25 protein-coding genes and 1 rRNA gene are annotated in these 27000 nt (G+C 64.4%); 24 read left to right on the plus strand and 2 right to left on the minus strand.

Annotation, left to right across the window (positions count from 1 at the left end):
- The first annotated feature begins 96 nt into the window (after nt 1-96).
- The 8 genes from argS (at nt 97) to prfA (ending at nt 10636) form a co-directional block, all read left to right on the plus strand.
- A complete protein-coding gene (gene argS, locus ACTDXD_RS20600; protein WP_440124110.1) occupies nt 97-1749 on the plus strand; it encodes an arginine--tRNA ligase in 1653 nt (550 codons plus the stop codon).
- A complete protein-coding gene (lysA, locus tag ACTDXD_RS20605) occupies nt 1746-3167 on the plus strand; it encodes a diaminopimelate decarboxylase (protein WP_440124111.1) in 1422 nt (473 codons plus the stop codon). The genes argS and lysA overlap by 4 nt, the downstream gene beginning before the upstream one ends.
- Complete coding sequence (locus ACTDXD_RS20610) at nt 3164-4492, plus strand: homoserine dehydrogenase (protein ID WP_440124112.1); 1329 nt, start codon at nt 3164-3166, stop codon at nt 4490-4492. Before lysA ends, ACTDXD_RS20610 begins: the two co-directional genes overlap by 4 nt.
- Nucleotides 4489-5580: a threonine synthase gene (gene thrC, locus ACTDXD_RS20615; protein ID WP_440124113.1), complete on the plus strand. Its 1092-nt coding sequence runs from the start codon at nt 4489-4491 to the stop codon at nt 5578-5580. The genes ACTDXD_RS20610 and thrC overlap by 4 nt, the downstream gene beginning before the upstream one ends.
- A 35-nt stretch (nt 5581-5615) precedes the next feature.
- Nucleotides 5616-6545, plus strand: a complete 930-nt coding sequence (gene thrB, locus ACTDXD_RS20620) for a homoserine kinase (RefSeq protein WP_440124114.1) — start codon at nt 5616-5618, stop codon at nt 6543-6545.
- Between the two features lie 443 nt (nt 6546-6988).
- On the plus strand, nt 6989-9067 hold the full coding sequence (gene rho / locus ACTDXD_RS20625; protein WP_440124115.1) for a transcription termination factor Rho: 2079 nt from the start codon (nt 6989-6991) through the stop codon (nt 9065-9067).
- 119 nt (nt 9068-9186) lie between these two features.
- Nucleotides 9187-9420 (plus strand): 50S ribosomal protein L31, encoded by a 234-nt coding sequence (gene rpmE, locus ACTDXD_RS20630; protein ID WP_440124116.1) that lies wholly within the window; start codon nt 9187-9189, stop codon nt 9418-9420.
- Nucleotides 9421-9556: 136 nt separating this feature from the next.
- The gene (prfA, locus tag ACTDXD_RS20635) at nt 9557-10636 is read left to right on the plus strand and encodes a peptide chain release factor 1 (protein WP_440124117.1); all 1080 of its coding nucleotides are present in this window, start codon (nt 9557-9559) and stop codon (nt 10634-10636) included.
- Nucleotides 10637-10676: 40 nt separating this feature from the next.
- On the opposite strand, the gene ACTDXD_RS20640 is transcribed toward prfA, so the two are convergent.
- Entirely contained in the window at nt 10677-11138 is a 462-nt protein-coding gene (locus tag ACTDXD_RS20640; protein WP_440124118.1) for a hypothetical protein, read from the minus strand.
- Between the two features lie 112 nt (nt 11139-11250).
- Between ACTDXD_RS20640 and prmC the strand changes: the two genes are divergently transcribed.
- The 13 genes from prmC to ACTDXD_RS20705 all read left to right on the plus strand — a co-directional run bounded on the left by prmC (nt 11251) and on the right by ACTDXD_RS20705 (nt 22499).
- Nucleotides 11251-12171, plus strand: a complete 921-nt coding sequence (gene prmC, locus ACTDXD_RS20645; RefSeq protein ID WP_440124119.1) for a peptide chain release factor N(5)-glutamine methyltransferase — start codon at nt 11251-11253, stop codon at nt 12169-12171.
- 60 nt (nt 12172-12231) lie between these two features.
- Entirely contained in the window at nt 12232-12894 is a 663-nt protein-coding gene (locus ACTDXD_RS20650) for an L-threonylcarbamoyladenylate synthase (RefSeq protein WP_440124120.1), read from the plus strand.
- Nucleotides 12895-12913: 19 nt separating this feature from the next.
- Nucleotides 12914-14122, plus strand: coding sequence for an MraY family glycosyltransferase (locus tag ACTDXD_RS20655; RefSeq protein WP_440124121.1), 1209 nt, complete (start codon nt 12914-12916; stop codon nt 14120-14122).
- Nucleotides 14123-14199: 77 nt separating this feature from the next.
- Nucleotides 14200-14622 carry a hypothetical protein gene (locus tag ACTDXD_RS20660; protein WP_440127729.1) on the plus strand — a complete coding sequence of 141 codons (423 nt, stop codon included), beginning with the start codon at nt 14200-14202 and terminating at the stop codon, nt 14620-14622.
- Nucleotides 14623-14882: 260 nt separating this feature from the next.
- Nucleotides 14883-15731 (plus strand): F0F1 ATP synthase subunit A, encoded by an 849-nt coding sequence (gene atpB, locus ACTDXD_RS20665; RefSeq protein ID WP_440124122.1) that lies wholly within the window; start codon nt 14883-14885, stop codon nt 15729-15731.
- Nucleotides 15732-15821: 90 nt separating this feature from the next.
- Entirely contained in the window at nt 15822-16073 is a 252-nt protein-coding gene (locus tag ACTDXD_RS20670) for an ATP synthase F0 subunit C (RefSeq protein ID WP_054715748.1), read from the plus strand.
- Nucleotides 16074-16086: 13 nt separating this feature from the next.
- Nucleotides 16087-16650 carry a F0F1 ATP synthase subunit B gene (locus ACTDXD_RS20675; protein ID WP_440124123.1) on the plus strand — a complete coding sequence of 188 codons (564 nt, stop codon included), beginning with the start codon at nt 16087-16089 and terminating at the stop codon, nt 16648-16650.
- 5 nt (nt 16651-16655) lie between these two features.
- On the plus strand, nt 16656-17471 hold the full coding sequence (locus ACTDXD_RS20680) for a F0F1 ATP synthase subunit delta (RefSeq protein WP_440127730.1): 816 nt from the start codon (nt 16656-16658) through the stop codon (nt 17469-17471).
- Nucleotides 17472-17531: 60 nt separating this feature from the next.
- The gene (atpA, locus tag ACTDXD_RS20685; protein WP_169689878.1) at nt 17532-19175 is read left to right on the plus strand and encodes a F0F1 ATP synthase subunit alpha; all 1644 of its coding nucleotides are present in this window, start codon (nt 17532-17534) and stop codon (nt 19173-19175) included.
- Between the two features lie 48 nt (nt 19176-19223).
- Nucleotides 19224-20198 (plus strand): F0F1 ATP synthase subunit gamma, encoded by a 975-nt coding sequence (locus ACTDXD_RS20690; protein ID WP_440124124.1) that lies wholly within the window; start codon nt 19224-19226, stop codon nt 20196-20198.
- A 6-nt stretch (nt 20199-20204) separates the two neighbouring features.
- Entirely contained in the window at nt 20205-21653 is a 1449-nt protein-coding gene (atpD, locus tag ACTDXD_RS20695) for a F0F1 ATP synthase subunit beta (protein WP_169689880.1), read from the plus strand.
- Nucleotides 21654-21659: 6 nt separating this feature from the next.
- Nucleotides 21660-22025: a F0F1 ATP synthase subunit epsilon gene (locus ACTDXD_RS20700; protein WP_440124125.1), complete on the plus strand. Its 366-nt coding sequence runs from the start codon at nt 21660-21662 to the stop codon at nt 22023-22025.
- 51 nt (nt 22026-22076) lie between these two features.
- On the plus strand, nt 22077-22499 hold the full coding sequence (locus tag ACTDXD_RS20705; protein WP_440124126.1) for a DUF2550 domain-containing protein: 423 nt from the start codon (nt 22077-22079) through the stop codon (nt 22497-22499).
- Between the two features lie 7 nt (nt 22500-22506).
- On the opposite strand, the gene ACTDXD_RS20710 is transcribed toward ACTDXD_RS20705, so the two are convergent.
- On the minus strand, nt 22507-23079 hold the full coding sequence (locus ACTDXD_RS20710) for a cob(I)yrinic acid a,c-diamide adenosyltransferase (RefSeq protein ID WP_440124127.1): 573 nt from the start codon (nt 23077-23079) through the stop codon (nt 22507-22509).
- Between the two features lie 57 nt (nt 23080-23136).
- Between ACTDXD_RS20710 and murA the strand changes: the two genes are divergently transcribed.
- The 3 genes from murA (at nt 23137) to ACTDXD_RS20725 (ending at nt 27000) form a co-directional block, all read left to right on the plus strand.
- A complete protein-coding gene (gene murA, locus ACTDXD_RS20715; protein ID WP_440124128.1) occupies nt 23137-24399 on the plus strand; it encodes a UDP-N-acetylglucosamine 1-carboxyvinyltransferase in 1263 nt (420 codons plus the stop codon).
- 102 nt (nt 24400-24501) lie between these two features.
- The gene (locus ACTDXD_RS20720; RefSeq protein ID WP_440124129.1) at nt 24502-24783 is read left to right on the plus strand and encodes a DUF2268 domain-containing putative Zn-dependent protease; all 282 of its coding nucleotides are present in this window, start codon (nt 24502-24504) and stop codon (nt 24781-24783) included.
- Between the two features lie 695 nt (nt 24784-25478).
- Nucleotides 25479-27000 (plus strand): 16S ribosomal RNA (locus ACTDXD_RS20725).

Raw genomic sequence — 27000 nt, forward strand, 5'->3', positions numbered from 1 at the left:
GTGCGCACCATGGGTACGGCACATCGTCAACTCTACGGGCGCCGGCGGCGGGGGACCGTCCGCGCCTTCACCCCCCAGCCAATAGGATGAACACCTGTGACTCCTGCCGATCTTGCCGAATTGCTCCACGGAACCGCTGCGAGAGTGCTCGCCGACCGTGACCTCGACGCGTCTGTACTGCCTGCGACCCTCACTGTCGAGCGGCCTCGCAACCCCGAGCACGGCGACTACGCAACCAATGTCGCGATGCAGGTTGCCAAGAAGGTCGGCGTGAATCCCCGTGATCTCGCGACGTGGCTCGCCGAAGCGCTCACCGCTGCCGACGGCATCGACTCCGCCGATGTTGCAGGCCCCGGCTTCCTCAACATCAGGCTCGCGGCCGACGCACAGGGTGCGATCGTCGCCAAGGTGCTGGGCGAGCGCGACGCGTACGGCAACGCCGACATCCTCGCGGGCAAGAAGATCAACCTCGAATTCGTCTCCGCGAACCCGACCGGTCCCATCCACCTCGGCGGCACCCGCTGGGCGGCGGTCGGCGATGCGCTCGGCCGCATCCTCACTGCGCAGGGCGGGGAGGTCACCCGCGAGTACTACTTCAACGATCACGGCGCGCAGATCGATCGTTTCACCCGGTCGCTCATCGCCTCCGCGCTCGGACAGCCCGCCCCCGAGGACGGCTACGCCGGCGTGTACATCGTCGACATCGCGAAATCGGTCCAGGACCAGCGGCCCGGGGTGCTAGAGCTTCCCGAGGACGAGCGGAACGAAGCGTTCCGGTCGATCGGCGTAGAGCTGATGTTCGAACACATCAAACGCACGCTGCACGAGTTCGGCGTCGACTTCGACGTGTACTTCCACGAGAACTCGCTGTTCGAGTCCGGCGCCGTCGAAAAGTCGGTCGAGACCCTCAAGGCCTCCGGCAACCTGTACTTCGACGACGGTGCGTGGTGGCTCAAGAGCACCGACTACGGCGACGACAAGGACCGCGTCGTCATCAAGTCGGACGGCAATGCAGCCTACATCGCAGGCGACATCGCGTACTTCCAGAACAAGCGCTCACGCGGCTTCGACCTGTGCATCTACATGCTCGGCGCCGACCATCACGGCTACATCGCACGGCTCAAGGCGGCTGCCGCTGCTTTCGGCGACGATCCCGACACCGTCGAGGTCATGATCGGCCAGATGGTCAATCTCGTGCGCGACGGTCAGGCCGTGAAGATGAGCAAGCGCGCAGGCACCGTCATCACCCTCGACGACCTCGTCGAGGCCATCGGCGTCGACGCAGCCCGCTACTCCCTCGTGCGTTCGTCCGTGGATCAGAGCATCGACATCGATCTCGCACTGTGGGCTTCCGCCTCGAGCGAGAACCCCGTCTACTACGTGCAGTACGCGCACGCGCGGCTGTCGTCGATCGCGCGGAACGCTGCCGACCTCGGTCTGAGCGGGGAGGGCGCCGACCTCGCCCTGCTCACCCATGACCGCGAAGGCGACCTGATCCGCACCCTCGGTGAATATCCGCGGGTCGTCGCGAAGGCTGCGGAACTGCGGGAGCCGCACCGCGTGGCGCGGTATCTCGAAGAACTTGCCGGTACCTACCATCGGTTCTACGACGCGTGCCGCATCCTGCCGCAGGGCGACGAAGAGCCCGGCGACCTGCACACCGCTCGTCTGGCTCTGTGTGCCGCCGCACGTCAGGTCCTCGCCAACGGGCTCGGCCTTCTCGGCGTCAGCGCACCGGAGCGGATGTGAACGCGCATCCCGCGGGCCCGCGTCACGCCGAGATCCCGCACGCGCCCGGGCTGCCGCAACGACCCGAGAACGCCACCGAACTGAACGAGCTCCACCGGCACGTCTGGCCGCGTAACACCAGCCGCGACGACGACGGCGTCACCCACATCGCCGGTGTCTCCGTAACCGAACTCGCCGAGACATACGGCACACCGCTGTTCGTCGTAGATGAGGACGATTTCCGGTCGCGGTGCCGTGAGATCGCTGAGGCCTTCGGCCCCGAAGCGCGTGTCCACTACGCGTCCAAGGCCTTTCTGTGCACCGAGATCGCCCGGTGGGTACACCAGGAGGGTCTGTGCCTCGATGTCGCATCCGGGGGCGAACTCGCGGTAGCGCTGCGCGCCGGGTTCCCGGCTCAGAAGATCGCGCTGCACGGCAACAACAAGTCCGTTGCCGAACTGCGCACCGCCGTCGAGTTCGGTGTCGGACACATCGTGCTGGACTCGCTCGCCGAGATCGACCGTCTCGATGCCGTCGCCGGTGAATTGGACGCCGTCCAGGATGTGCTGATTCGCGTCACCGTCGGTGTCGAAGCACACACCCACGAGTTCATCTCCACTGCGCACGAGGATCAGAAGTTCGGTCTCTCCCTGGCGGGCGGCCACGCGATGGACGCTGTACGCCGGGTATTCGCGGCCGACAACCTGCGTCTGGTCGGGCTGCACAGCCACATCGGCTCCCAGATTTTCGACGTCGACGGATTCGAACTCGCTGCTCACCGTGTCATCGGGCTGCTGCGCGACATCGTTGCCGAGTTCGGGGTCGACAAAACCTCGCAGCTGCACATCGTGGACCTCGGTGGTGGTCTCGGAATCTCGTACGTGCCGAGCGACGATCCGCCGCCGGTCACCGACCTTGCGGCAAAACTCAACGACATCGTGCGCACAGAGTCGGCACTGGTCGGATTGCCTATGCCGACCCTTGCCGTCGAGCCGGGACGCGCCATCGCCGGCCCGGGCACCATCACCCTCTACGAGGTGGGCACCATCAAGGACGTGGCCGTGGGTGCCGGCCAGAGCCGGCGCTACATCAGCGTCGACGGTGGGATGAGCGACAACATCCGTACCTCCCTGTATCAGGCGGAGTACGAGTCGCGGCTCGTGTCGCGCAGGAGTGAAGCCGAACCTGTCGTCGCGCGGGTGGTCGGTAAGCACTGCGAGAGTGGTGACATCATCATTCGCGATGCCTGGATGCCAGGCGACGTCGGTGCGGGAGATTTGCTGGCTGTCGCGGCGACCGGTGCATACTGCTACTCGATGTCCAGCAGGTACAACATGCTGACCCGTCCCGCTGTCGTGGCAGTCAAGGACGGCGTCTCTCGTGTCCTGCTGCGCAGGGAAACGATCGAAGATCTGCTGAGCTTGGAGGTTACGGAGTGACCAGCACAACGGCGCAAGGTGCATCCGGGCAGCGGCCCCTCGGTGTCGCGGTTCTCGGCCACGGCACCGTTGGTGCCGAGGTCGTCAACATCATCCGGCAGGATGCGCTCGACCTGCAAGAGCGCATCGGTGCACCCCTGGAACTGCGGGGCGTCGCGGTGCGCGACACATCGTCTGATCGTGGACTTCCCGCCGAGCTGCTGACGACCGACGCAGAAGCGCTCGTCCGTCGCGACGATGTCGACCTCGTCGTCGAACTCATCGGGGGTATCGAACTACCCCGTACGCTGGTGCGCGCCGCGCTCGACGCAGGCAAGTCGGTGGTCACTGCGAACAAAGCTCTCCTCGCTGCCTACACCGGTGAACTGGCCGAGGCGGCCGAGTCGCACAACGCCGACCTGTACTTCGAAGCCGCCGTCGCCGGCGCCATCCCGGTGATCCGCCCACTGACGCAGTCGCTCGCAGGCGACCGCGTCGACCGGGTGATGGGCATCGTCAACGGCACGACGAACTACATCCTGTCCGCGATGGACGAAAGCGGCGCCGATTACGAGACGACATTGGCCGAAGCAGGCCGCCTCGGTTACGCCGAAGCCGATCCGACTGCAGACGTCGAAGGATTCGACGCCGCGGCCAAGGCTGCGATCCTTGCGTCCATCGCCTTCCACACCCGCGTGACCGCCTCGGATGTCTACCGCGAAGGCATGAGCTCGATCACCGCCGCCGACCTCACCTCGGCCCGTGCGCTCAACTGCACCATCAAGCTGCTGGCGATCTGCGAACGCATCTCAGGGCCCGACGGCCGCGACCGTGTCTCGGCGCGCGTGTATCCGGCTCTCGTGCCGCGTGAGCATCCCCTTGCGACCGTTGCCGGAGCGTTCAACGCCGTCGTCGTCGAGGCACAGGCAGCCGGTCGCCTCATGTTCTACGGCCAGGGCGCCGGGGGAGCGCCCACCGCATCCGCCGTCATGGGTGATCTCGTGATGGCGGCGCGTAATCGTGTCCAAGGTGGCCGGGGCCCGCGTGAATCGAAGTACGCCAAGCTCGAGATCGCTCCGATGAGCGATATCGTCACCCGGTACTACGTCAACCTGCAGGTCGCCGACCGTGCCGGCGTGCTCTCTGCTGTCGCCGCCGAATTCGCCACGAGGGGCGTCAGTATCTCCGCTGTGCGCCAGGAGGGGGCCGGCGACGGCGCTCGTCTGGTGGTGCTCACGCACCGAGCCACCGACCGGGCGCTTGCGGACACCGTCGCCGCGCTCGAAAATCTCGAATCCGTTACTGCTGTCACCAGCGTCCTGAGACTGGAGGGATCCGCCGAATGAGTGCGGTCGACAAGAACACCACCCCCGTGCACACCCCGTGGCCGGGCCTGATCGAGGCGTACCGCGGTCGTCTCCCGATCGGCGACGACTGGAAGACGGTGACACTGCGCGAGGGCGGTACCCCGCTGCTCCCGGCGGAGCGGCTCTCCGAGCTCACCGGGTGTGAAGTGCACATCAAGGTCGAGGGTCTCAACCCCACCGGCTCGTTCAAGGACCGCGGCATGACCATGGCGGTCACCGAGGCGCTCGCATCCGGCAAGCAGGCCGTGCTGTGCGCCTCCACCGGCAACACCTCGGCCTCTGCCGCCGCCTACGCGTCGAAGGCCGGGATCGGATGTGCCGTCCTCGTCCCGCAGGGCAAGATCGCCATGGGCAAGCTCGCGCAGGCCGTCATGCACGGTGCGAAGATCGTTCAGGTCGAGGGCAATTTCGACGACTGTCTGGAACTGGCCCGTAAGACGACCTCCGAGTTCGACACCATCGGTCTGGTCAACTCGGTCAACCCGGTGCGCATCGAAGGTCAGAAGACCGCGGCGTTCGAGATCGTCGACGCGCTCGGCGATGCACCGGACGTGCACGTGCTACCCGTCGGCAACGCAGGCAACATCACCGCGTACTGGAAGGGGTACTCCGAGTACTTCTCCGATGGGATGAGCACTCGTCGCCCGCGCATGCTCGGCGTTCAGGCAGCCGGCGCTGCCCCGTTGGTCCTCGGTCATCCGGTCAACAATCCCGAGACCATCGCCACCGCTATCCGGATCGGTGCGCCTGCTTCCTGGAACAGTGCTGTTGCGGCGAAGGACGAGTCGGACGGGGCATTCCGGGCGGCTACCGACGAGGAAATCCTCGAGGCCTACCGGCTTCTCGCCAAGACCGAGTCGATCTTCGTCGAGCCTGCCTCGGCAGCGTCGATCGCGGGTCTGCTCGCGGCACGGAAGGAAGGCTGGCTCGAGCCCGGCCTGAAGATCGTGTGCACCGTCACCGGCAACGGCCTCAAGGATCCCGACACCGCGCTGCGCGACGTGCCCGTGGTCGAACCCATCCCGGTCGATCCTGTGGCCGTGGCATCGGCGCTCGAGCTGGCCTAGTGACCGCCTCGCCCTCCTCCGTTGGGAAACAGGACATGACGCAGACGTTGCCCGTAGGGGTCTCGGTGACAGCCCGGGTGCCGGCCTCCAGCGCCAACCTGGGGCCCGGATTCGACACACTCGGACTGGCGCTCGGGCTGTACGACGAGATCACCGTCACCACAACCGGTTCCGGCCTCGACGTGCGTGTCGAAGGGGAGGGCGCGCAGGAGGTGCCGTGGGGGCCGTCGCACCTGGTAGTGCGCGCGGTCGAACGTGGGCTCGAAGCCGCGGGAGTGTGGGCGGACGGACTGGATGTCTTGTGCCGCAACGTGATTCCGCATTCGCGAGGTTTGGGTTCATCGGCATCTGCGGCGGTGGGTGGCCTTGCTGCCGCGAACGGTCTGGTGCGGAAGATTGCGCCGGAGCGGGTTCTCGACTCAGCGCAGCTCGTGCAATTGGCGTCGGAATTCGAGGGGCATCCCGACAATGCCTCGGCGAGCGTTCTGGGCGGTGCTGTCGTCTCGTGGAGTGAGGCCGAGGTCGACTCGGAGCGTCGCGCCTACAAGGCGGTGTCGTTGAAGGTGCACCCGTCCATCAACGCCGTCGCGCTCGTTCCGTCCGTCCGGTCGTCGACCGCCCACACTCGTGGACTGCTGCCCGACCTGGTGCCGCATCGTGATGCCGCGTTCAATGTCAGTCGCGCTGCGCTCGCGGTCGTCGCGCTCACGGAGCGACCCGATCTGCTGATGCAGGCAACCGAGGATCTGCTCCATCAGGCGCAGCGTGCTCCGGCGCTGCCCTTGACCACCAAGTGGATCTCGCTTCTTCGCGGTGCGGGGATCGCGGCGACCGTGTCGGGGGCGGGGCCGACGGTACTTGCCCTGACAACCGAACCGATTCCGGCGGAGCTTCGCGCGGCCGCAGAGGCGGATGACCTCACCGTGCTCGACCTTCCCATCGCCGATGGGGTACAGGTCGACTGACGGTCACCACTGTGATCACGCCGCCTGTGGTCGAGACGAGACGGCCGGCCCGGAGATCCGGGCCGGCCGTTGTCGTCGATGGACCCGACCAGAGGAACGAGAGTGGTGCATCGCACAGGAACCTCGCGTCACACAGATTCTTGCCCTGCGTGCAGAACGTCGCTATCCTGAGGGTGTCCGCACGTCGTGCGCTCGTGTCGCCGGGTTCTCCAGGGCATTCACTCCAGCTCCATCGGGGCGTCAGATCCTGGGTCGATCCTCACCTGCTCTCGATCTTGGGAACGGGACAAGGCCGTACCCAACCGACATCGGTGTGGTGGCGGACGTGCCGACCGTTCGACTTCCGTGAACTCGTACGGCAAATCCCAGCTCAGTTCATGTAGCTGATCTGCGGAACGAACCCTCGACTCTGCATGAGTGGGCGAGGGAAGGAAAGGATCTCCGTGACAGATACGGACCTGATCGCTACGCCAGATTCCGACACCGCCGAGGCTTCCGCAGGAACCCGATCCGGCGATTCTGCACAGTCCGCACGCGGAGCCCGCCGTGGCACCGGCCTTGCGGGCATGGTGCTCGTCGAGTTGAGGGCTCTCGCTGCCGAACTCGGTATCAAGGGCACGTCGGGAATGCGCAAGGGCGACCTCATCGCTGCGATCAAGGACAAGCAAGGAAGCGCCGCGAAGAGCGCGCCTGCTGCCAAGGCGCAGGCCGAGCCGGCTCAGGCTCCTGCCGAAGCCGCAGAGGAGGCACCGAGTCGCCCCGCGCGTACTCGCCGCACCCGCGCCGCCGAGGCGTCCCAGGACGAACCCGCCCAGTCGGGGACCCCTGCCGAAAAGCCTGCAGCCGCCGAGAAGCCTGCAGCCGCCGAGAAATCTGCCGGCGACGCGCCGACATCCGACTCGGACGATGAGGCACCGCGCCGCGGCCGTCAGCGTCGCGGTCGTCGCGGTGCGGACCAGCAGGATCAGAATCAGAACAGTGAGTCGCAGGTACCCGGCGAGTCGCAGACCTCCGACCCCGAGCGCGGCGGCGAGTCCCGTGATCGGTCGACTGACCGCGGGAAGACTCAGGACCGCGGCGAATCCGATGGCGGACGCCAGCGGGGTGATCGCAACCAGGGTGATCGCAACCAGGGTGACCGCAACCAAGGTGACCGCAACCAAGGTGATCGCAACCAGGGTGACCGCAACCGCGATGATCGCAACCAGGGCGACCGGAACCAGGGCCCGCGTCAGGACAACCGCGACAACCGCGGAGACGACGACGAAGAGGGCGGCCGCGGCCGCCGCGGTCGTCGCTTCCGCGAGCGTCGTCGCGGACGCGACCGCGGAGAATCCGGGGGCGGAGATTCGCGCGAACCCGAGATCCGGGAAGACGACGTCCTCCAGCCGGTCGCGGGCATCCTCGATGTGCTCGACAACTACGCGTTCGTACGGACCTCCGGTTACCTCGCGGGCCCGAACGACGTGTACGTGTCGATGAACATGGTGCGCAAGAACGGTCTGCGCCGTGGCGACGCCATCACCGGCGCGGTGCGTGTGCCGCGTGAGGGTGAGCAGGCCAATCAGCGTCAGAAGTTCAACCCGCTGGTGCGGCTCGATACCGTCAACGGCGGTGAGGTCGACGCAGCCAAGCGTCGCCCCGAGTTCAACAAGCTGACCCCGCTGTACCCGAACCAGCGCCTGCGTCTCGAGACGCAGCAGAACATCCTCACCACGCGCGTGATCGACCTGGTGATGCCGATCGGTAAGGGGCAGCGCGCGCTGATCGTCTCGCCGCCGAAGGCCGGTAAGACCACCGTGTTGCAGGACATCGCCAATGCGATCGCCGTCAACAACCCGGAGTGCTACCTGATGGTGGTTCTGGTCGACGAGCGCCCCGAAGAGGTCACCGACATGCAGCGCTCGGTGAAGGGCGAGGTCATCGCCTCGACCTTCGACCGGCCGCCGTCAGACCACACCTCGGTTGCCGAACTCGCGATCGAACGTGCCAAGCGTCTCGTCGAAATGGGGCGCGACGTGGTGGTCCTGCTCGACTCCATCACTCGCCTCGGCCGCGCATACAACAACTCGTCGCCCGCATCGGGACGCATTCTCTCCGGTGGTGTCGACTCGACTGCGCTGTATCCGCCGAAGCGTTTCCTCGGTGCGGCGCGCAACATCGAGAACGGTGGGTCGCTCACGATCATCGCGACCGCGATGGTCGAGACCGGCTCGACCGGCGACACCGTGATCTTCGAGGAGTTCAAGGGCACCGGCAATGCCGAGCTCAAGCTCGATCGCAAGATCGCCGAACGTCGCGTGTTCCCCGCCGTGGACGTCAATCCCTCGGGTACGCGTAAGGACGAGCTTCTCATGAGTCCCGACGAGTTCGCGGTCGTGCACAAGCTGCGTCGCGTGCTGTCGGGTCTGGATTCACACCAGGCGATCGATCTGCTGATCGACCGGCTCAAGAAATCCAAGACGAACATCGAGTTCCTCATGCAGGTCGCGAAGACCGCGCCGGGGGCGCTGGAAGACTGACGTCGGGGCCCGGGAATTTTTTCCGGGCTCATACGTTTGGCATAATCGAGCAGTTGAGTCCGGTTCCGGTTCACGGCTTCGAATGGCGAAGGCGACCCGGCGACCACGAAAGGGACACCATGAAGGCAGGAATCCACCCCAACTACCAGGTGACGACCGTCGTCTGCGGTTGCGGAAACACGTTCGAGACCCGCAGCACGTCCGAGTCCGGCCGTGTCAACGTCGAAGTGTGCTCCAACTGCCACCCGTTCTACACGGGCAAGCAGAAGATCCTCGACACCGGCGGACGCGTCGCACGCTTCGAGGCTCGCTACGGCAAGCGCACGGCGAAGAAGGCTGCGGCCGACAGCTAGCTGCAATGCCGACGCCCGGTTCTGTCTTCGTACAGACCGGGCGTCGGCATTTTCGTTCCCGTCCGAGGAACGGATCCTGCAGAGAGCCCGATTCCTGCAGAACACAGCACTTTCACGACAAGAGCGGAGCGAACCCATGGCGGGGCAGACCAAGCCGTCGGCCATCGACGACATCCTGGCCGAACACGCCGGCCTGGAACAGCAACTGTCCGACCCGTCACTGCACAACGATCCGTCGGCCGCTCGCAAAGTGGGCAAGCGGTTCGCAGAGCTCGCGCCGATCATGTCGACCTACACGAAGCTGGCGGCCGCGCGTGACGACCTCGAGGCCGCCCGCGAACTCGCGGCCGACGATTCGTCGTTCGCCGCCGAGATTCCCGACCTCGAAGAACGCGTCGCCGAGCTCGACAAGACGCTCACCGACCTGCTCGCTCCCCGTGATCCCCACGACGCCGACGATGTGGTGCTCGAGGTCAAGTCCGGTGAGGGCGGCGAAGAATCCGCATTGTTCGCGGGAGATCTCGCCCGCATGTACACGCGCTTCGCCGAGCACGCCGGGTGGCGTGTCGAAGTTCTCGGAGCCACCTACTCCGATCTCGGGGGATTCAAGGACGTGACCTTGTCGATCAAATCCAAGACCGACGTGCGTGACGGGGTGTGGTCCAGGCTCAAGTTCGAAGGGGGCGTCCACCGCGTCCAGCGTGTTCCGGTGACGGAATCGCAGGGGCGCGTGCACACCTCCGCGGCAGGTGTGTTCATCTACCCGGAGCCCGACGAGGTCGAAGAAGTCCAGATCGACGAGACCGACCTGCGGATCGACGTCTACCGCTCGTCCGGCAAGGGCGGGCAGGGAGTCAACACGACGGACTCCGCGGTCCGCATCACCCACCTGCCTACGGGCATCGTCGTCACCTGTCAGAACGAACGTTCGCAGTTGCAGAACAAGGCCCGCGCCATGCAGGTGCTCGCGGCACGGTTGCAGGCAGCGGCGGAGGAAGCTGCGGACGCCGAGGCCTCGGCGGGTCGGGCCAGCCAGGTGCGCACCGTCGACCGTTCCGAGAGGATTCGCACCTACAACTTCCCGGAGAATCGGATCACGGATCACCGGATCGGGTTCAAGGCTCACAACCTCGACGCCGTACTCGACGGTGAGATGGACGCGCTGCTCGATGCTTTGGGCACCGCAGACAGGGAAGCCCGGCTCGCGGCAGAATGACCCGTCCGAACCGGGCTTCACGAACCATGACCGAGAGTTGCTACTCGTCCTCGGGGGTCTCCACTTCTCCCGGAACCTGGGCGATGTCGACGCCCGGGAGAAGGAAGCACTGCTCACCCGCTTCGTTCTCGTGCATACCCCAGATTGCAGCCAACACCGTTCCTGCCTCGGGTTCGGTCAACGCCGCGGGAGCCCCCCACAAACCCTCTGTCGATTCCAGAGTGGCCGTGCCGGTCACTCCGGTGTTGACGTTGATCCAGGACACCGTCCCGCCGCCGACACTCTGCTGGTTCACGACATAAAGGACTTCGTCCCCCTCGACAGCGTCGTTCTCGGTGTGTGTCAACGACTGGGTCTCCGCGATTCCGGCGGGGCACAACACCGGTATCGGCTGGAAGTCGATGGGCGCAGCCGCTCCGGTGCCGGCCCCTGCGAATGCTGCCGCACCGCCCACCGCGACCACTGCCGCGGCGCGGACAGCGCGTGATGCGTTCTTGTTCATGACGCTCCTTTCGGTTTCCCCAACTTCCGGGACGTTATCGACGATGGGGTGCCGGATGTGGCGAAGTAGACCTATCCGTGTTCTGTTCGTGATCGCATGGGACCCTGTACTCGTGAGTCGTCAACCCCTGCGCCTGGCCATCATCGAAGCCGTATCGGTGCTCGAAGAAGCGGGTGTCCCGAGTCCCCGCGTGGACGCCGAGTTGCTGGCTGCTCACCTCCTCGGAATCGAACGCACCCGCCTCGGTCTGGTGCCTCTCGTCGATCCCGCGATGGTCGATGCATACCGGGCAATGATCGCGCAGCGTGCAAAACGGATTCCCCTCCAATACATCACCGGAACGTCTCCGATGGGAGCGATCGATCTCGCTGTGGGTCCCGGTGTGTTCGTCCCGCGCCCGGAGACCGAATTGCTACTCGGGTGGGCGCTGGCTTTCCTCGAACAGTACGACCGGCGTAACCCTGTGGTGCTCGATCTGTGCACCGGATCCGGCGCACTTGCTCTTGCGATCGCGAACGCTCGACCCGATGCGGTGGTGCACGCCGTCGAACTCGAACCGAAGGCTCTTTCGTGGGCCCGACGCAATGCCGAGACCAGGGCACGGGAAGGCGATACACCGATCGTCCTGCATCAGGGCGACGTGACCGACCGGGGGCTGCTTGCGTCGCTCGAAGGCGCTGTCGACGTCGTCGTGTCCAACCCGCCATATATTCCGGAAGGCGCGGAACTCGATCCGGAAGTGATCGATCACGACCCTCACTCGGCTCTCTTCGGCGGGCCGGACGGACTCGCCGTGATCAAGCCGATGATCTCCAATGTCGCTCGCTGGCTGCGGATCGGGGGAGCCGTGGCCGTTGAACACGACGACACCAACGGCGGGCATGTCGCGGCCCTGTTCTCTCAGCGCCGCGTGTTCGGTGACGTGGTCGAGCATCCGGATCTGGCGGGCAAGCCGCGCTTCGTCGTTGCGCGGAGGGTCCCGACGGAACGGGAGGCGAGTCGTGTGCAGTCGGTACCGGCGGCCGAGTCCTGAACGCACTCGGCGAACGGGGTCGATCTTCGGGTGTACCGACGCGAGTGAAAGGATGACAGCGTGAGCACTGTGTACGACTGCAATCAGCCGGATTCGCGTTCGGTGGGCCTCAACGCCGCCCGGGGGTCGCTCAAAGCGGGTCGTCTCGTGGTCGTCCCGACCGATACGCTGTACGGTCTCGCGGCAGACGCGTTCGACAGTTCCGCGGTGGCAGCACTTCTGCGCGCGAAGGGGCGAGGCCGCGATATGCCGGTCCCCGTTCTGGTGGGATCGTGGACGACGATCGATGGGCTCGTCACCACCGTGCGTCCGGAAGCCCGCGAGCTCATACGGGCGTTCTGGCCGGGCGGGTTGAGCCTTGTGGTGCACGCTGCCCCGTCACTCGCCTGGGATCTCGGCGACACCCGCGGAACCGTCATGCTCCGGATGCCGCTGCATCCCGTGATTCTCGAACTTCTCCGTGAGGTTGGCCCCCTCGCGGTCTCGAGTGCGAACGTCTCCGGCCAACCGCCCGCCACGACGGTCGCCGAGGCGCGTGAGCAACTCGGGGAGTCCGCATCCGTGTATCTGGACGGGGGGCCGACCGAGCACGGCGTCGCCTCGACCATCGTCGACCTGACCGGTAACAGGCCGCGCATCATCCGTGAAGGTGCCGTATCCGCCGAAGCCATTGCGGAGGTGCTGGGCGACGACCCCGAGCGTCTGCGCTCCGGCGGGGAGTGACGGCGGAGGACAGGAGTTCGTGACTTCAGTCGACTCAGCAGCCGTGGTGCTCGCCCAGTCGGGGCAGGGCGCCGGGGTGCCGATCCGAGAGCTGCTACTCGTTCTCCTCACCGCGGCGGTGGTGACGTTCCTTTCCACCGGCCTCATCCGCATACTTGCGACGAAGTTCGGGGCGGTGGCGAAGCCCCGCGACCGCGACGTGCACGTGACGCCCACCCCTCGGATGGGAGGCGTGGGTATCTACCTCGGCCTTGTCGTCGGAGTCTTGTTTGCGCAGCAACTCCCTGCCCTGACAAGGGGATTCGAATTCACCCCCGACATGGGGGCGACCTTGGTGGCTGCGACGATCATCGTTCTGGTCGGCATCATCGACGATCGATGGGGCCTCGACGCGCTCACCAAGTTCGTCGGGCAGGTCACCGCTGCCGGGGTGCTCGTCGTGATGGGTGTGAGCTGGATCGTCATCTACAACCCGTTCGACGGCTCCACTCTCGTGCTCGACCAATTGCAGGGTGGTCTCATCACGGTTGCAGTGGCCGCGGTGATGATCAATGCGATGAACTTCGTCGACGGGCTCGACGGTCTCGCGGCGGGGCTGGGTCTGATCGCCGCAGTGGCGATCTGCATCTTCTCGGTCGGCTTGTTGCTCGATCAGGGCGGCGACGTCTCTGCGTATCCACCGGCGCTGATCGCCGCCGCGCTTGCCGGGGCATGCCTCGGCTTCCTTCCTCACAACTTCCAGCCTGCGCGGATCTTCATGGGCGACTCGGGATCGATGTTGATCGGCCTGATGCTCGCGGCAGTCTCGACCAGCGCGTCCGGGCGGATCCCGCTCAGTGCCTATGGTTCCCGCGACCTGCTCGGCCTGCTTTCGCCGTTGATCCTGGTCGGCGCGGTCACGTTCATTCCGATCCTCGACCTACTGCTCGCCATCGTCCGTCGCACTCGCGCGGGTGTGAGCCCGTTCAGCCCGGACAAGATGCATCTGCATCATCGCCTGCTGCAGATCGGTCATTCGCACCGCAGGGTTGTGCTGCTGCTGTACCTGTGGGTCGGTGTTCTCGCGTTCGGCGCGGTGGGGGCTTCTCTGCTCGACCGGACGGCTGTCGTTCTGCTGACGGCAGGAGGGCTGGTTTTCGCCCTGGTTGTCACCGCGGTGCCGTCGTTGCGTCTGCACGATGACGGTGGTCGCGGCGGCCGAACCGGGCGTCGGAAACGCGTCCGTTAGGCTCGGTGACCGTGAGCTCTCCTGATTCGCACGGTTCCGATCCGATCCTGCCCGCGCTGCCCGACTCGTCGGCTCCGATGCGCGCAGCAGTCCGCTACGGCGTGCTGGGTCTGCTCGCACTCACCGTGATCGCGGCGGTGATCGGTTACCTCGTCGCCGGTCTTCCCGGAGTGTGGGGAGCCCTGATAGGAGCGGCCGTCGGTGGGGGATTCATCCTGTTCACTGCACTCGGAGTGCTCCTGACAGCGAAGCTTCCGGCGATCACTGCGGGTGCTGTCCTGCTCGGGACGTGGCTTCTCAAGCTCATTTTGGCGATCGTCGTGATGGTCCTGCTGAAACCGCTCGATTTCTACAGTAAGGGCGCACTGGTTCTCACAATCATCTTCGCGTTGATCATCGTGCTCGGAGCCGAGACCTACGGCGTGCTGTCGCAGCGTGCACTGTATGTCGAACCCCGTTCGTCCGGCGGCAAAGAAAACGGCGAGAACGACACGCAGTAGTAGATGCGTTTGTCAATTACTTCGCAGCGAGTGCCCCACCTACGCACTGTCGTAGAACAGTTGATAGTGTGAGCCCTACGCGAGTGGCACTGTGTGCACCTACTGGGTGAGCGCGAGCAGTTGTCACTTGGTAGGCGGTCGTGTTCAAATGGCCGCCGAGTCGACGAGAGTCGCCGACAACGGCAGAAGCAGAACCGAGCAATGCGGTTCGGAGCACTGGCGCACATGCGAGCCGACCTGGTCGACTTGTTGGATCGTCAATGTCCGATCGAACCGCAGACGGCAATGCCTGCGGCCGACTACGGGAGAGAGCGCTGAGCGTCACCACCTTGGCAGCCGGAGAATTCCACGCGCCGTCACTAGCTGATTTTTTCCCACCGGCAGTCCTGTTCGAAGGTACCCCCTTCGAGATGGACAGGCTGATGATCATCCGCGTCGCCGTGGCAGTGATCGTTGCGCTGTTCTTCGTTCTGGCGATGCGCAGCCCGAAGATCGTGCCCCGCGGCGTTCAGAACGTCGCCGAGATCATGCTCGACTTCGTCCGGATCCATATCGCCGAGGACATCCTCGGTAAGGAACAGGGACGTCGATTCCTCCCGGTGATCGTCACCATCTTCTTCTTGGTGGTCGGGTTGAACCTGACATCGATCATCCCCTTCCTCAATATCTCGTCGAACGCCCGAATCGGCATGCCGATCGTGCTCGCCGCGCTTGCCTACATCGTCTTCAACTACGTGGGCATCAAGAAGTACGGCTTCTTCCGTTACGTGAAGAGCAGCATCGTCATCCCGAATCTTCCGCCTGCGTTGCACGTGCTGGTGATTCCGATCGAGTTCGTCTCGACCTTCCTCCTGCGCCCGTTCACGCTGACCATCCGTCTCATGGCCAACATGCTGGCCGGTCACATCATGCTGGTGCTGTTCTTCAGTGCCACGCAGTTCTTCTTCTTCGATTCCGACGGAATCATGAAGGTGTTCGGTATCGGTTCGCTCATCGGCGGGATCGCGTTCACCTTCTTCGAGCTCCTCGTGATCGTTCTGCAGGCCTACATCTTCGCGCTGCTCACCGCGGTGTACATCGATCTGGCCCTGCACGCGGAAGAGCATTAGCTCGCCGACCAGCACGACCGACAGAAACACACAGACTGACTCGGTTGCCGACCCCCGGGGCCGAGCCACAAGAAAGGGAATGGAACACCAATGAGCGTTGCGCTTCAGGCAGCAGACGTCCTCGCCCAGCAGGAGACCACCTTCAGCGGTCTCGGTGCGGTCGGCTACGGCCTCGCCGCCATCGGCCCTGGCATCGGCATCGGCATCGTCGTCGGCAAGGCGATCGAGGGCATGGCCCGTCAGCCCGAGATGGCCGGACAGCTGCGCACCACGATGTTCCTCGGTATCGCATTCACCGAGGCCCTGGCCCTGATCGGCATCGTTGCCGGCTTCATCTTCTGATTCGACGACCACCATGGCTGACAGCATCCTGATTCTCGCGGCAGAGGAAGGGGAGACCCCCAATCCCCTCCTGCCCGCGACGTACGACATCGTCTGGTCGCTGGTCGCCCTGATCATCGTCGGTTTCGTCTTCTGGAAGTACGTACTTCCGATGTTCCAGAAGGTGCTCGACGAGCGTTCGGAGCTGATCGAAGGCGGCATCAAGAAGGCGGAAGAAGCCCAGGCAGAGGCGAAGGAAGCGCTCGAGCAGTACCGCGCTCAGCTCGCCGAAGCTCGCACCGAGGCTGCACAGATCCGCGAGGAGGCCCGCACTCAGGGCCAGCAGATCATCGCCGATATGAAGGTTCAGGCACAAGAGGAGAGCGACCGCATTGTCGCTGCCGGTCACAACCAGCTGCAGGCCCAGCGTCAGCAGATCGTGGCCGAGCTCCGGAGCGACCTCGGTCGCAGTTCGGTCGATCTCGCCGAGAAGATCATCGGTGAGTCTCTCGCCGACGACGTCAAGCGTGCCGGCTCGATCGATCGGTTCCTCAACGAACTCGACTCCCTCAGCGCTGACTCTGCATCCGGAAAGTGAGCACAATGTACGCAGCAAGCCGTGAGGCACTCGCTCATACGCGGTCCGCACTGCAGTCCGCCTTGGGCTCGGGTGCCGAGACTGCCGCTGCGGCTCAGGCCGGCTCGGAACTGCTCTCGGTGGTCGAGGCGCTCGACAGCCAGCGAACCCTTCGCGGTGCGCTGGCCGACGCCTCGGCCCCCGCGGCCATTCGCGAGACGTTGGCCGAGCAGGTCTTCGGGAGCAAGGTTTCGGCCCCAGCTCTCGCGACCGTGAAAGCCGCGGTGGGCCAGGACTGGTCGGCGCAATCCGACCTGACCAACTCGCTCGTGCAGCTCGGTCGTGAGGCCCTGCTCCAGGCAGCAGCGAACCAGGACCAGCTCGACACCGTCGAGGACGAGCTCTTCCGGCTCGGCCGCATTGTGGCGGGCAACGGCGAACTCGAGCAGGCTCTTTCCGATCGGAACACGTCGGTGGAGGCCAAGCGCGAGCTTCTGTCGCGCCTGCTCTACGGCAAGTCGACGGCAATCACCTCGACTCTCGCTGTCCATGCGGTCGGCCGCCTGAAGGCGTCCCCGGCCGACACGTTCGACGAGTTGTCGGCACTTGCCGCGACGCAGCGCGACCGGGCCGTGGCCCATGTGCGCAGCGCGGCTGCTCTCAACGAAGAGCAGTCGGACAGGCTTGCCGCGACGTTGACCCGCGTCTACGGGAAGCCTGTGACGGTGCACGTCGAGGTCGATCCCGAGCTTCTCAGTGGATTGGTCGTCCGGGTGGGCGACGAGGTCATCGACGGCACGGCGGCGGGGCGACTCGCAGCAGTGCGCAAGAGCCTCACGTAGTCCACTTCCGAACACACACCTAGATCTTTTCGAAGACCAGATACCGAGAGCAGGAAGAACATGGCGGAGCTGACGATCTCCTCCGACGAGATCCGTAGCGCGATTGACAATTACACCGCGAGCTACTCCCCGGAGGCCTCCCGCGAGGAGGTCGGCGTCGTCGTCGACACCAGTGACGGCATCGCGCACATCAGCGGTCTGCCGTCGGCGATGGCCAATGAGCTGCTGGAGTTCCCCGGTGGCGTGCTGGGCGTGGCCCTCAACCTCGAGGCAACCGAAATCGGTGCCGTGATCCTTGGTGACTTCCAGGGCATCGCGGAAGGCCAGGAAGTCAAGCGGACCGGCGACGTCCTGTCGGTGCCGGTGAGCGACAACTTCCTCGGACGTGTCGTGAACCCGCTCGGTCAGCCGATCGACGGTCTCGGCGACATCGAAGCCGACGAGACCCGCGCCCTCGAGCTGCAGGCTGCGACCGTGCTGGAGCGCCAGCCCGTCGAGGAGCCGCTCCAGACGGGCATCAAGGCCATCGACGCGATGACCCCGATCGGCCGTGGACAGCGTCAGCTCGTCATCGGCGACCGCAAGACGGGCAAGACCGCCGTCTGCATCGACGCGATCCTGAACCAGAAGGCGAACTGGGAGACGGGCGACCCGAAGCAGCAGGTCCGCTGCATCTACGTCGCAATCGGTCAGAAGGGTTCGACCATCGCGGGCGTCAAGCAGGCCCTCGAGGAGAACGGCGCGATGGAGTACACCACCATCGTCGCGGCTCCGGCCTCCGACTCCGCCGGCTTCAAGTGGCTCGCCCCCTACACCGGCTCGGCTCTCGGCCAGCACTGGATGTACCAGGGCAAGCACGTCCTCGTGGTGTTCGACGACCTCACCAAGCAGGCCGAGGCATACCGTGCCATCTCACTCCTGCTGCGTCGCCCGCCGGGACGCGAGGCTTACCCCGGTGACGTCTTCTACCTGCACTCGCGTCTGCTCGAGCGCTCCGCCAAGCTGTCCGACGAACTCGGCGGCGGTTCATTGACGGCTCTGCCGATCATCGAGACCAAGGCGAACGACGTCTCCGCCTACATCCCGACCAACGTCATCTCCATCACCGACGGCCAGGTCTTCCTCGAGTCCGACCTCTTCAATAAGGGCGTCCGTCCGGCGATCAACGTCGGTATCTCGGTCTCCCGTGTCGGTGGTGCCGCACAGACCAAGGGTATGAAGAAGGTCTCCGGCTCGCTGCGTCTCGAGCTTGCACAGTTCCGTGAGCTCGAAGGCTTCGCGGCCTTCGCATCCGACCTCGATGCTGCCTCCAAGGCTCAGCTCGAGCGCGGTCAGCGACTGGTCGAGCTGCTCAAGCAGGACCAGTACTCGCCGATCGCTGTCGAGGACCAGATCGTGTCGATCTACCTCGCCGGTGAAGGTGTTTTCGACTCCGTTCCGGTCGCCGATATCCGTCGCTTCGAGGCAGAGCTTCTCGAGGACCTGCACCGCAACGCTGCAGGCGCCTACGAGCAGATCGCCGGCGGCAAGGCACTGACCGACGAGTCCGCCGACGCCTTCAAGGCAGCAACCGAGAAGTTCAAGGAAGGCTTCATCGCCTCCGACGGCAGCCGCGTCGTGAACGACCCCGAGGCCGAAGCTCTCGGAGCCGACGAGGTCGAGCAGGAGCAGGTCTCCGTCAAGCGCACCTCCGTACGTAAGTGAGCGTGGAGACCATGACCCAGCGTCCAGTGAAGGGAGTGTGATCGACGAATGGCGAACTTGCGTGAGCTCCGCTCGCGGATCAAGTCGGTCAACTCGACCAAGAAGATCACCAAGGCGCAGGAACTGATCGCGACGTCGCGCATCACGAAGGCTCAGGCCCGAGTGGCAGCATCCAAGCCGTACGCCGAGGAGATCACCAAGGTCCTCTCGGAACTGGCGAGCGCGTCCGCGTCGTTGGATCACCCCCTGCTCAACGAGCGCGAGAACCCGAAGCGTGCCGCAGTGCTGGTCGTGACCAGTGACCGCGGTATGGCCGGTGGTTACAACTCCAACGTCCTCAAGGAGGCGGAGGAGCTTCGCCAGTTGCTGATCAGCGAGGGCAAAGAGCCCGTGCTGTACGTGCTGGGCGGTAAAGGTCTGGCGTTCTACACGTTCCGTGAGCGTGCGGTTTCCGGTGCGTGGACCGGGTTCTCGCAGGAGCCCCGGTACACCGACGCCGCGAAGGCGAGCCGGCATCTGGTCGAGCTGTTCATGGCCGGTTCCGGTTCCGAGGTTCCCGCTCCGAATGGCGATGGCACCATCGAGGGCGTCGACGAGCTCCACATCGTCTACACCCGGTTCGTGTCCATGCTGACCCAGACCCCCGAGGTGCGTCGCATGGCGCCTCTCGAGGTCAGTGTCACCGAGGACGAGATCGAACTGGGCGAAGACATGCTCAGCGATGGTCATCGCGGCTCCGGACCTCAGCCCGACTACAACTTCGAGCCCGAAGCCGGGACGCTCCTCGCCGCGCTTCTGCCCAAGTACATCAGCACGCGAATCTTCGCGTCGCTGCTGGACGCGGCAGCCTCCGAGTCGGCTGCCCGTCGTACCGCGATGAAGGCCGCAACCGACAACGCCACGGAACTGGTGAACACCCTCAGCCGTCAGGCCAACCAGGCCCGCCAGGCCCAGATCACCCAGGAAATCAGCGAGATCGTCGGCGGTGCCGGTGCGCTCGCCTCGAGTGCAGGAAGTGACTGAACCACAATGACCGCAGCAGTTACCGACAACAACGCCGGTGCGGCGTCGGCCCTTGCCGGGCGCGTCGTCCGCGTCATCGGCGCCGTCGTCGACGTGGAGTTCCCGCGTGGCGCCGTGCCCGAGCTGTTCAACGCCCTGCACGCAGAGGTCACTCTGCCGTCCGTGGCGAAGACCCTGACCCTCGAGGTCGCGCAGCACCTGGGTGACAACCTGGTCCGCACGATCTCGATGCAGCCGACCGACGGCCTGGTGCGCGGCGCAGCCGTCACCGACTCCGGCCGTCCGATCTCCGTGCCCGTCGGCGACGTCGTCAAGGGCCACGTGTTCAACGCGCTGGGCGACTGCCTCGACGCACCGGGCACCGGTCGCGATGGCGAGCAGTGGGGCATCCACCGCAAGCCCCCGGCCTTCGATCAGCTCGAGGGCAAGACCGAGATCCTCGAGACCGGTATCAAGGTCATCGACCTGCTCACCCCGTACGTCAAGGGCGGCAAGATCGGTCTGTTCGGTGGTGCCGGTGTCGGCAAGACCGTTCTGATCCAGGAGATGATCACCCGTATCGCGCGTGAGTTCTCCGGCACGTCGGTGTTCGCCGGCGTCGGCGAGCGCACCCGTGAGGGCACCGACCTCCACCTCGAGATGGAAGAGATGGGCGTCCTTCAGGACACGGCCCTTGTCTTCGGCCAGATGGACGAGCCGCCGGGAACGCGTATGCGCGTCGCCCTGTCCGCGCTGACCATGGCGGAGTACTTCCGCGATGTTCAGGGCCAGGACGTCCTGCTGTTCATCGACAACATCTTCCGTTTCACCCAGGCCGGTTCGGAGGTGTCGACCCTTCTCGGTCGTATGCCTTCCGCCGTGGGTTACCAGCCGACGCTGGCTGACGAGATGGGTGAGCTCCAGGAGCGCATCACCTCGACCCGCGGTCGCTCGATCACCTCGCTGCAGGCGATCTACGTCCCCGCCGACGACTACACCGACCCCGCGCCCGCGACCACGTTCGCGCACCTCGATGCGACCACCGAGCTCTCGCGTCCGATTTCGCAGATGGGTATCTACCCCGCTGTGGACCCGCTGACGTCGACCTCGCGAATCCTCGAGCCCGGCATTGTCGGCGCGGATCACTTCCGCGTCGCCAACGAGGTCAAGCGGATCCTGCAGAAGTACAAGGAACTGCAGGACATCATCGCCATCCTCGGTATGGACGAGCTCTCCGAAGAGGACAAGGTCACGGTCAACCGTGCACGTCGTCTTCAGAAGTTCCTCGGCCAGAACTTCATCGTCGCTGAGAAGTTCACCGGCCAGCCGGGCTCCGTCGTGCCGCTGGCCGACACCATCGAGGCGTTCGACCGCGTCTGCAAGGGCGAGTTCGATCACCTGCCCGAGCAGGCGTTCAACAGCTGCGGTGGACTCGACGACGTCGAGGCCGCAGCCAAGAAGATCGCCGGGAAGTAGGCCGCGATGGCTGAAATGACCGTGGACGTCGTCGCTGTCGAGGAGCGCCTGTGGTCCGGGACGGCGACGCTGGTCACCGCTCAGACCACTGAAGGTGAGATCGGCGTGATGGCCGGTCACGAGCCGGTCCTCGGCCAGCTCGTCGAAGGTGGTGTCGTGTCCATCAAGACCGCGGACGGTGAGCGTATCGTCCTCGCGGTGCACGGTGGGTTCCTTTCGGTGACCGCGACGACCGTGACCGTGCTGGCGGAATCCGCAGATCTGGTGGAGACCATCGACGTCGAAGCGGCCAAGGCCGTTCTGGCCGAGAGCCAGGACGACGCCGAGATCGCGGCGGCCAAGGGGCGCCTGCGCGCCGTCGAGCGAGCCTGAGCAAGACATCAAGGAAAGCCGCGACGGAGCCGACGAGCAGTGTCAGTAGGAATGATCGTTCTCATCATCCTGGTGTTGCTGCTCGCGGCTGCCGTCGCGGCTCTTCTTTTTCGCTTCATCAAGTTGCGTCGCGGTGGTACCGCCGCGATTGTGCGTGTCATGCCACGCAGCAATGGTTCCGGTTGGAGGCACGGGATCATCCGCTACGGCGACAACACACTCGTCTTCTACAAGCTTTCGAGCATCAAGCCGGGCCCGGATTCACGAATGAGTCGCCAGGGCATCGATGTGCGGTCCCGTCGTTCTCCTGAGGGGAGCGAATTCGACATCATGACCGACGACATCGTCATTCTCGACATCGTCGACAATGACAGCAATTTCGAGGTGGCACTCGACAGCGGCGCACGTACGGCGTTCCTGTCCTGGCTCGAGTCCAGGCCGGACGAACGTTCGCAGCGCCGCCGCCTCGGGTGAGCCTGACCTAGGCTCCCGCGCCGGGTTTCCAGAGCACGTCACCATCCGGGTTGGTGAGCCGGCTGAGAATGAACAACAGGTCGGACAACCGGTTGAGGTACTTCGCAGGGAGAACACTCGTGGTGTCGGGCGCGGCGTCGACTGCAGCCCATGCTGCTCGTTCCGCGCGGCGTGCCACGGTGCGTGCCGTGTGCAGTAGCGCTGCCGCTGCAGTGCCCCCGGGAAGAATGAACGAATTCAGCGGTTCGAGCTCCTCGTTGAATTCGTCGCACCAGCGTTCGAGCCGGTCGATGTACTCCTGTGTGATCCGCAGCGGCGGATACTTGGGGTTTTCGGCGACCGGAGTGGACAGATCGGCGCCTGCGTCGAACAGATCGTTCTGGATCTGCTGGATTACCGGCACCACACGGTCCGGAACGGACCCGAGTGCGAGCGCTACACCCAAAGCCGCATTCGTCTCGTCGCAGTCGGCGTACGCGACCAACCGCGCGTCGTTCTTGGATACTCGGGAGAAGTCGCTGAGGCCCGTAGTTCCGTCGTCGCCGGTGCGGGTATAGATCCTTGTGAGGTGGACAGCCATGGCCGCCACGGTACCGGCTCCGATGCAGTCGCAGAGACCTGGTTACGCTGTGTCGTTGTGAGTGAACGCTTTCTTGTGACCGGCGGTAGCCGGCTGGTCGGTGACGTCCGTGTCGGCGGTGCCAAGAACAGTGTGCTCAAACTGATGGCAGCGGCCCTTCTGGCCGAGGGCACCAGCACGATCACGAATTGCCCTGACATCCTCGACGTCCCCCTGATGGCCGATGTGCTGCGCGGACTCGGCTGCGAGGTGGTGCTCGAGGGCGACGAAGTTCGCATCACGACGCCTGCGCAACCCGAATACCACGCTGACTTCGCTGCGGTTCGGCAGTTCCGCGCATCCGTGTGCGTGCTCGGTCCGTTGGTCGCGCGGTGCAGGCGCGCGGTAGTGGCCCTGCCCGGTGGGGACGCGATCGGCTCCCGTCCTCTCGATATGCACCAGACAGGGCTTCGGCTCCTCGGTGCACAAAGCTCGATCGAGCACGGATGTGTGGTGGCCGAGGCTGAGGATCTGCGTGGCGCTGCGATCCGGTTGGCGTTCCCCTCTGTGGGCGCGACCGAGAACATTCTCATGGCTGCTGTTCTGGCCAAGGGCGAGACCACCATCGACAATGCAGCTCGTGAACCCGAAATTGTGGATTTGTGCACGATGCTGGTCCAGATGGGTGCACGAATCACCGGTGCCGGAAGCACGACGCTTCATATCGTCGGTGTGCCTTCACTTCAGCCCGCAACGCACCGGTGCATCGGAGATCGCATCGTGGCGGCCACATGGGGGATCGCCGCAGTCATGACCCGGGGCGACATGGTCGTCCGCGGAGTGAACCCGAAGCATCTCGCATTGGTCCTCGAGAAGCTTCGGGGGGCAGGCGCGGAGGTGACACCGCACATGGACGGGTTCCACGTGGTCCAGAAGGACCGGCCTCGCGCGGTCAACTTCGCGACGCTGCCGTACCCGGGGTTTCCGACCGACCTTCAGCCGATGGCGATCGGACTGGCCGCCGTCGCCGACGGAACGTCGATGATCACCGAGAACGTCTTCGAGGCGCGCTTCCGATTTGTCGAGGAGATGATCCGCCTCGGTGCAGACGCACGTACCGACGGACACCACGCTGTCGTACGAGGCGTCGAAGAACTGTCGAGCGCTCCCGTGTGGGCATCGGACATCCGTGCCGGAGCGGGACTCGTCCTCGCGGGCTTGTGCGCCGATGGGGTGACCGAGGTTCACGACGTCTATCACATCGATCGCGGATATCCGAGGTTCGTGGAGATCCTGAGCGAGCTCGGAGGAAACATCGAGCGTGTCGGTAGCGAGGACTGACCGCCACGTAGCCCCCTCGATCGGGGAAGCCGTCTGACCTTGCCGTAAGGGCCGACTTCCTCGGTGAAGTGTGGACCCGTATCGAGAAAGCACTCAGGGACGGTGTCGAAGCGCTCGCCGCTGCAGCAAGCGGGGGTCCTGTGGGTCCCCCACATGGTGACCGTCGGCGAACACATGATCGCCGAAGGACTCGCCGAGATCTTTGCGTCGGAGTTGTACGGAAATGCCGGTTACACCCATTTGGTGCACGACGAAACCTGCTCCGCGATCAAACCCACGTCAGCCGAGAGCGCGCGAAGCCTTCGATGCGTCGAACCAGTGGCGACGTGCGAAGTCGGTGGGAGAGCGGCAGGCGAGACCGAACGTTCGGCTGCGATGGTGTGAGGTGTGGCCGGCTTCTGTGAGACAGGCCCGAGCTTCCACCGAGCCTTCGGCTGGTTCGGTCGTGGGTTGAAGTGCGCCACGTCCGTTGAACATCGAAATCCCCTGCGCTATCGGGTCGTTCGTCGCACGTCGGTTTCCTCGCCGGGACCTACCGCAGCGCTGTGCTGCGTGTCACGAATTGCGATCTGCCCGCGTGCGGACCGGTATCGCACGTCTGACCTGGGTGAATACCGGATGAAAACTCCCCTACCAGCGGGTTTGGCAGTCCGTTCACAGTCGCGTAACTTAATCCAGGTCAGAGCGACACGGACACCGACCCGGACCGCAAGGTCAGGGACAACGAGGTTGGACGAAGGCGCCTGAAAGTTTCACCGGCCATCAATCTTCTGGTAAGGTTGGAGGCCGCACCGCTTCCGAAAGTGGTTGTGAGAACGAACAAGTAACCCCCGAGAAAACGGACAACGGTCCGGGATCAAAGGTGTGTGCGTGTTCTTTGAGAACTCAACAGTGTGCCGATGAATGTCAGTGCCAATTATTTTGGTGCGATCACCGATGATGTTCGGTGGTCGAATTTGCTGATCATCACATTCTTCCGTCTGTGGTGGTCAGTGTTTTTGCTAGTTTGAGTTTTTTTGCTAGTGATTTGGCTCGATGTCTTTGACTGATCGACCCTTCGGGGTTTTGATTATGAGTCTTTAACGGAGAGTTTGATCCTGGCTCAGGACGAACGCTGGCGGCGTGCTTAACACATGCAAGTCGAACGATGAAGCCCAGCTTGCTGGGTGGATTAGTGGCGAACGGGTGAGTAACACGTGGGTGATCTGCCCTGCACTTCGGGATAAGCCTGGGAAACTGGGTCTAATACCGGATATGACCAAAGGCTGCATGGTTTTTGGTGGAAAGTTTTTCGGTGCAGGATGAGCCCGCGGCCTATCAGCTTGTTGGTGGGGTAATGGCCTACCAAGGCGACGACGGGTAGCCGGCCTGAGAGGGCGACCGGCCACACTGGGACTGAGACACGGCCCAGACTCCTACGGGAGGCAGCAGTGGGGAATATTGCACAATGGGCGAAAGCCTGATGCAGCGACGCCGCGTGAGGGATGACGGCCTTCGGGTTGTAAACCTCTTTCACCAGGGACGAAGCGCAAGTGACGGTACCTGGAGAAGAAGCACCGGCCAACTACGTGCCAGCAGCCGCGGTAATACGTAGGGTGCGAGCGTTGTCCGGAATTACTGGGCGTAAAGAGCTCGTAGGCGGTTTGTCGCGTCGTCTGTGAAATCCCGCAGCTCAACTGCGGGCTTGCAGGCGATACGGGCAAACTCGAGTACTGCAGGGGAGACTGGAATTCCTGGTGTAGCGGTGAAATGCGCAGATATCAGGAGGAACACCGGTGGCGAAGGCGGGTCTCTGGGCAGTAACTGACGCTGAGGAGCGAAAGCGTGGGTAGCGAACAGGATTAGATACCCTGGTAGTCCACGCCGTAAACGGTGGGCGCTAGGTGTGGGTTTCCTTCCACGGGATCCGTGCCGTAGCTAACGCATTAAGCGCCCCGCCTGGGGAGTACGGCCGCAAGGCTAAAACTCAAAGGAATTGACGGGGGCCCGCACAAGCGGCGGAGCATGTGGATTAATTCGATGCAACGCGAAGAACCTTACCTGGGTTTGACATATACCGGACGACTGCAGAGATGTGGTTTCCCTTGTGGTCGGTATACAGGTGGTGCATGGCTGTCGTCAGCTCGTGTCGTGAGATGTTGGGTTAAGTCCCGCAACGAGCGCAACCCTTGTCCTGTGTTGCCAGCACGTAATGGTGGGGACTCGCAGGAGACTGCCGGGGTCAACTCGGAGGAAGGTGGGGACGACGTCAAGTCATCATGCCCCTTATGTCCAGGGCTTCACACATGCTACAATGGTCGGTACAGAGGGCTGCGATACCGTGAGGTGGAGCGAATCCCTTAAAGCCGGTCTCAGTTCGGATCGGGGTCTGCAACTCGACCCCGTGAAGTCGGAGTCGCTAGTAATCGCAGATCAGCAACGCTGCGGTGAATACGTTCCCGGGCCTTGTACACACCGCCCGTCACGTCATGAAAGTCGGTAACACCCGAAGCCGGTGGCCTAACCCCTTGTGGGAGGGAGCCGTCGAAGGTGGGATCGGCGATTGGGACGAAGTCGTAACAAGGTAGCCGTACCGGAAGGTGCGGCTGGATCACCTCCTTT

This window comes from Rhodococcus sp. SJ-3, assembly GCF_051918125.1.
In the GTDB taxonomy this organism is placed as follows: domain Bacteria; phylum Actinomycetota; class Actinomycetes; order Mycobacteriales; family Mycobacteriaceae; genus Rhodococcus.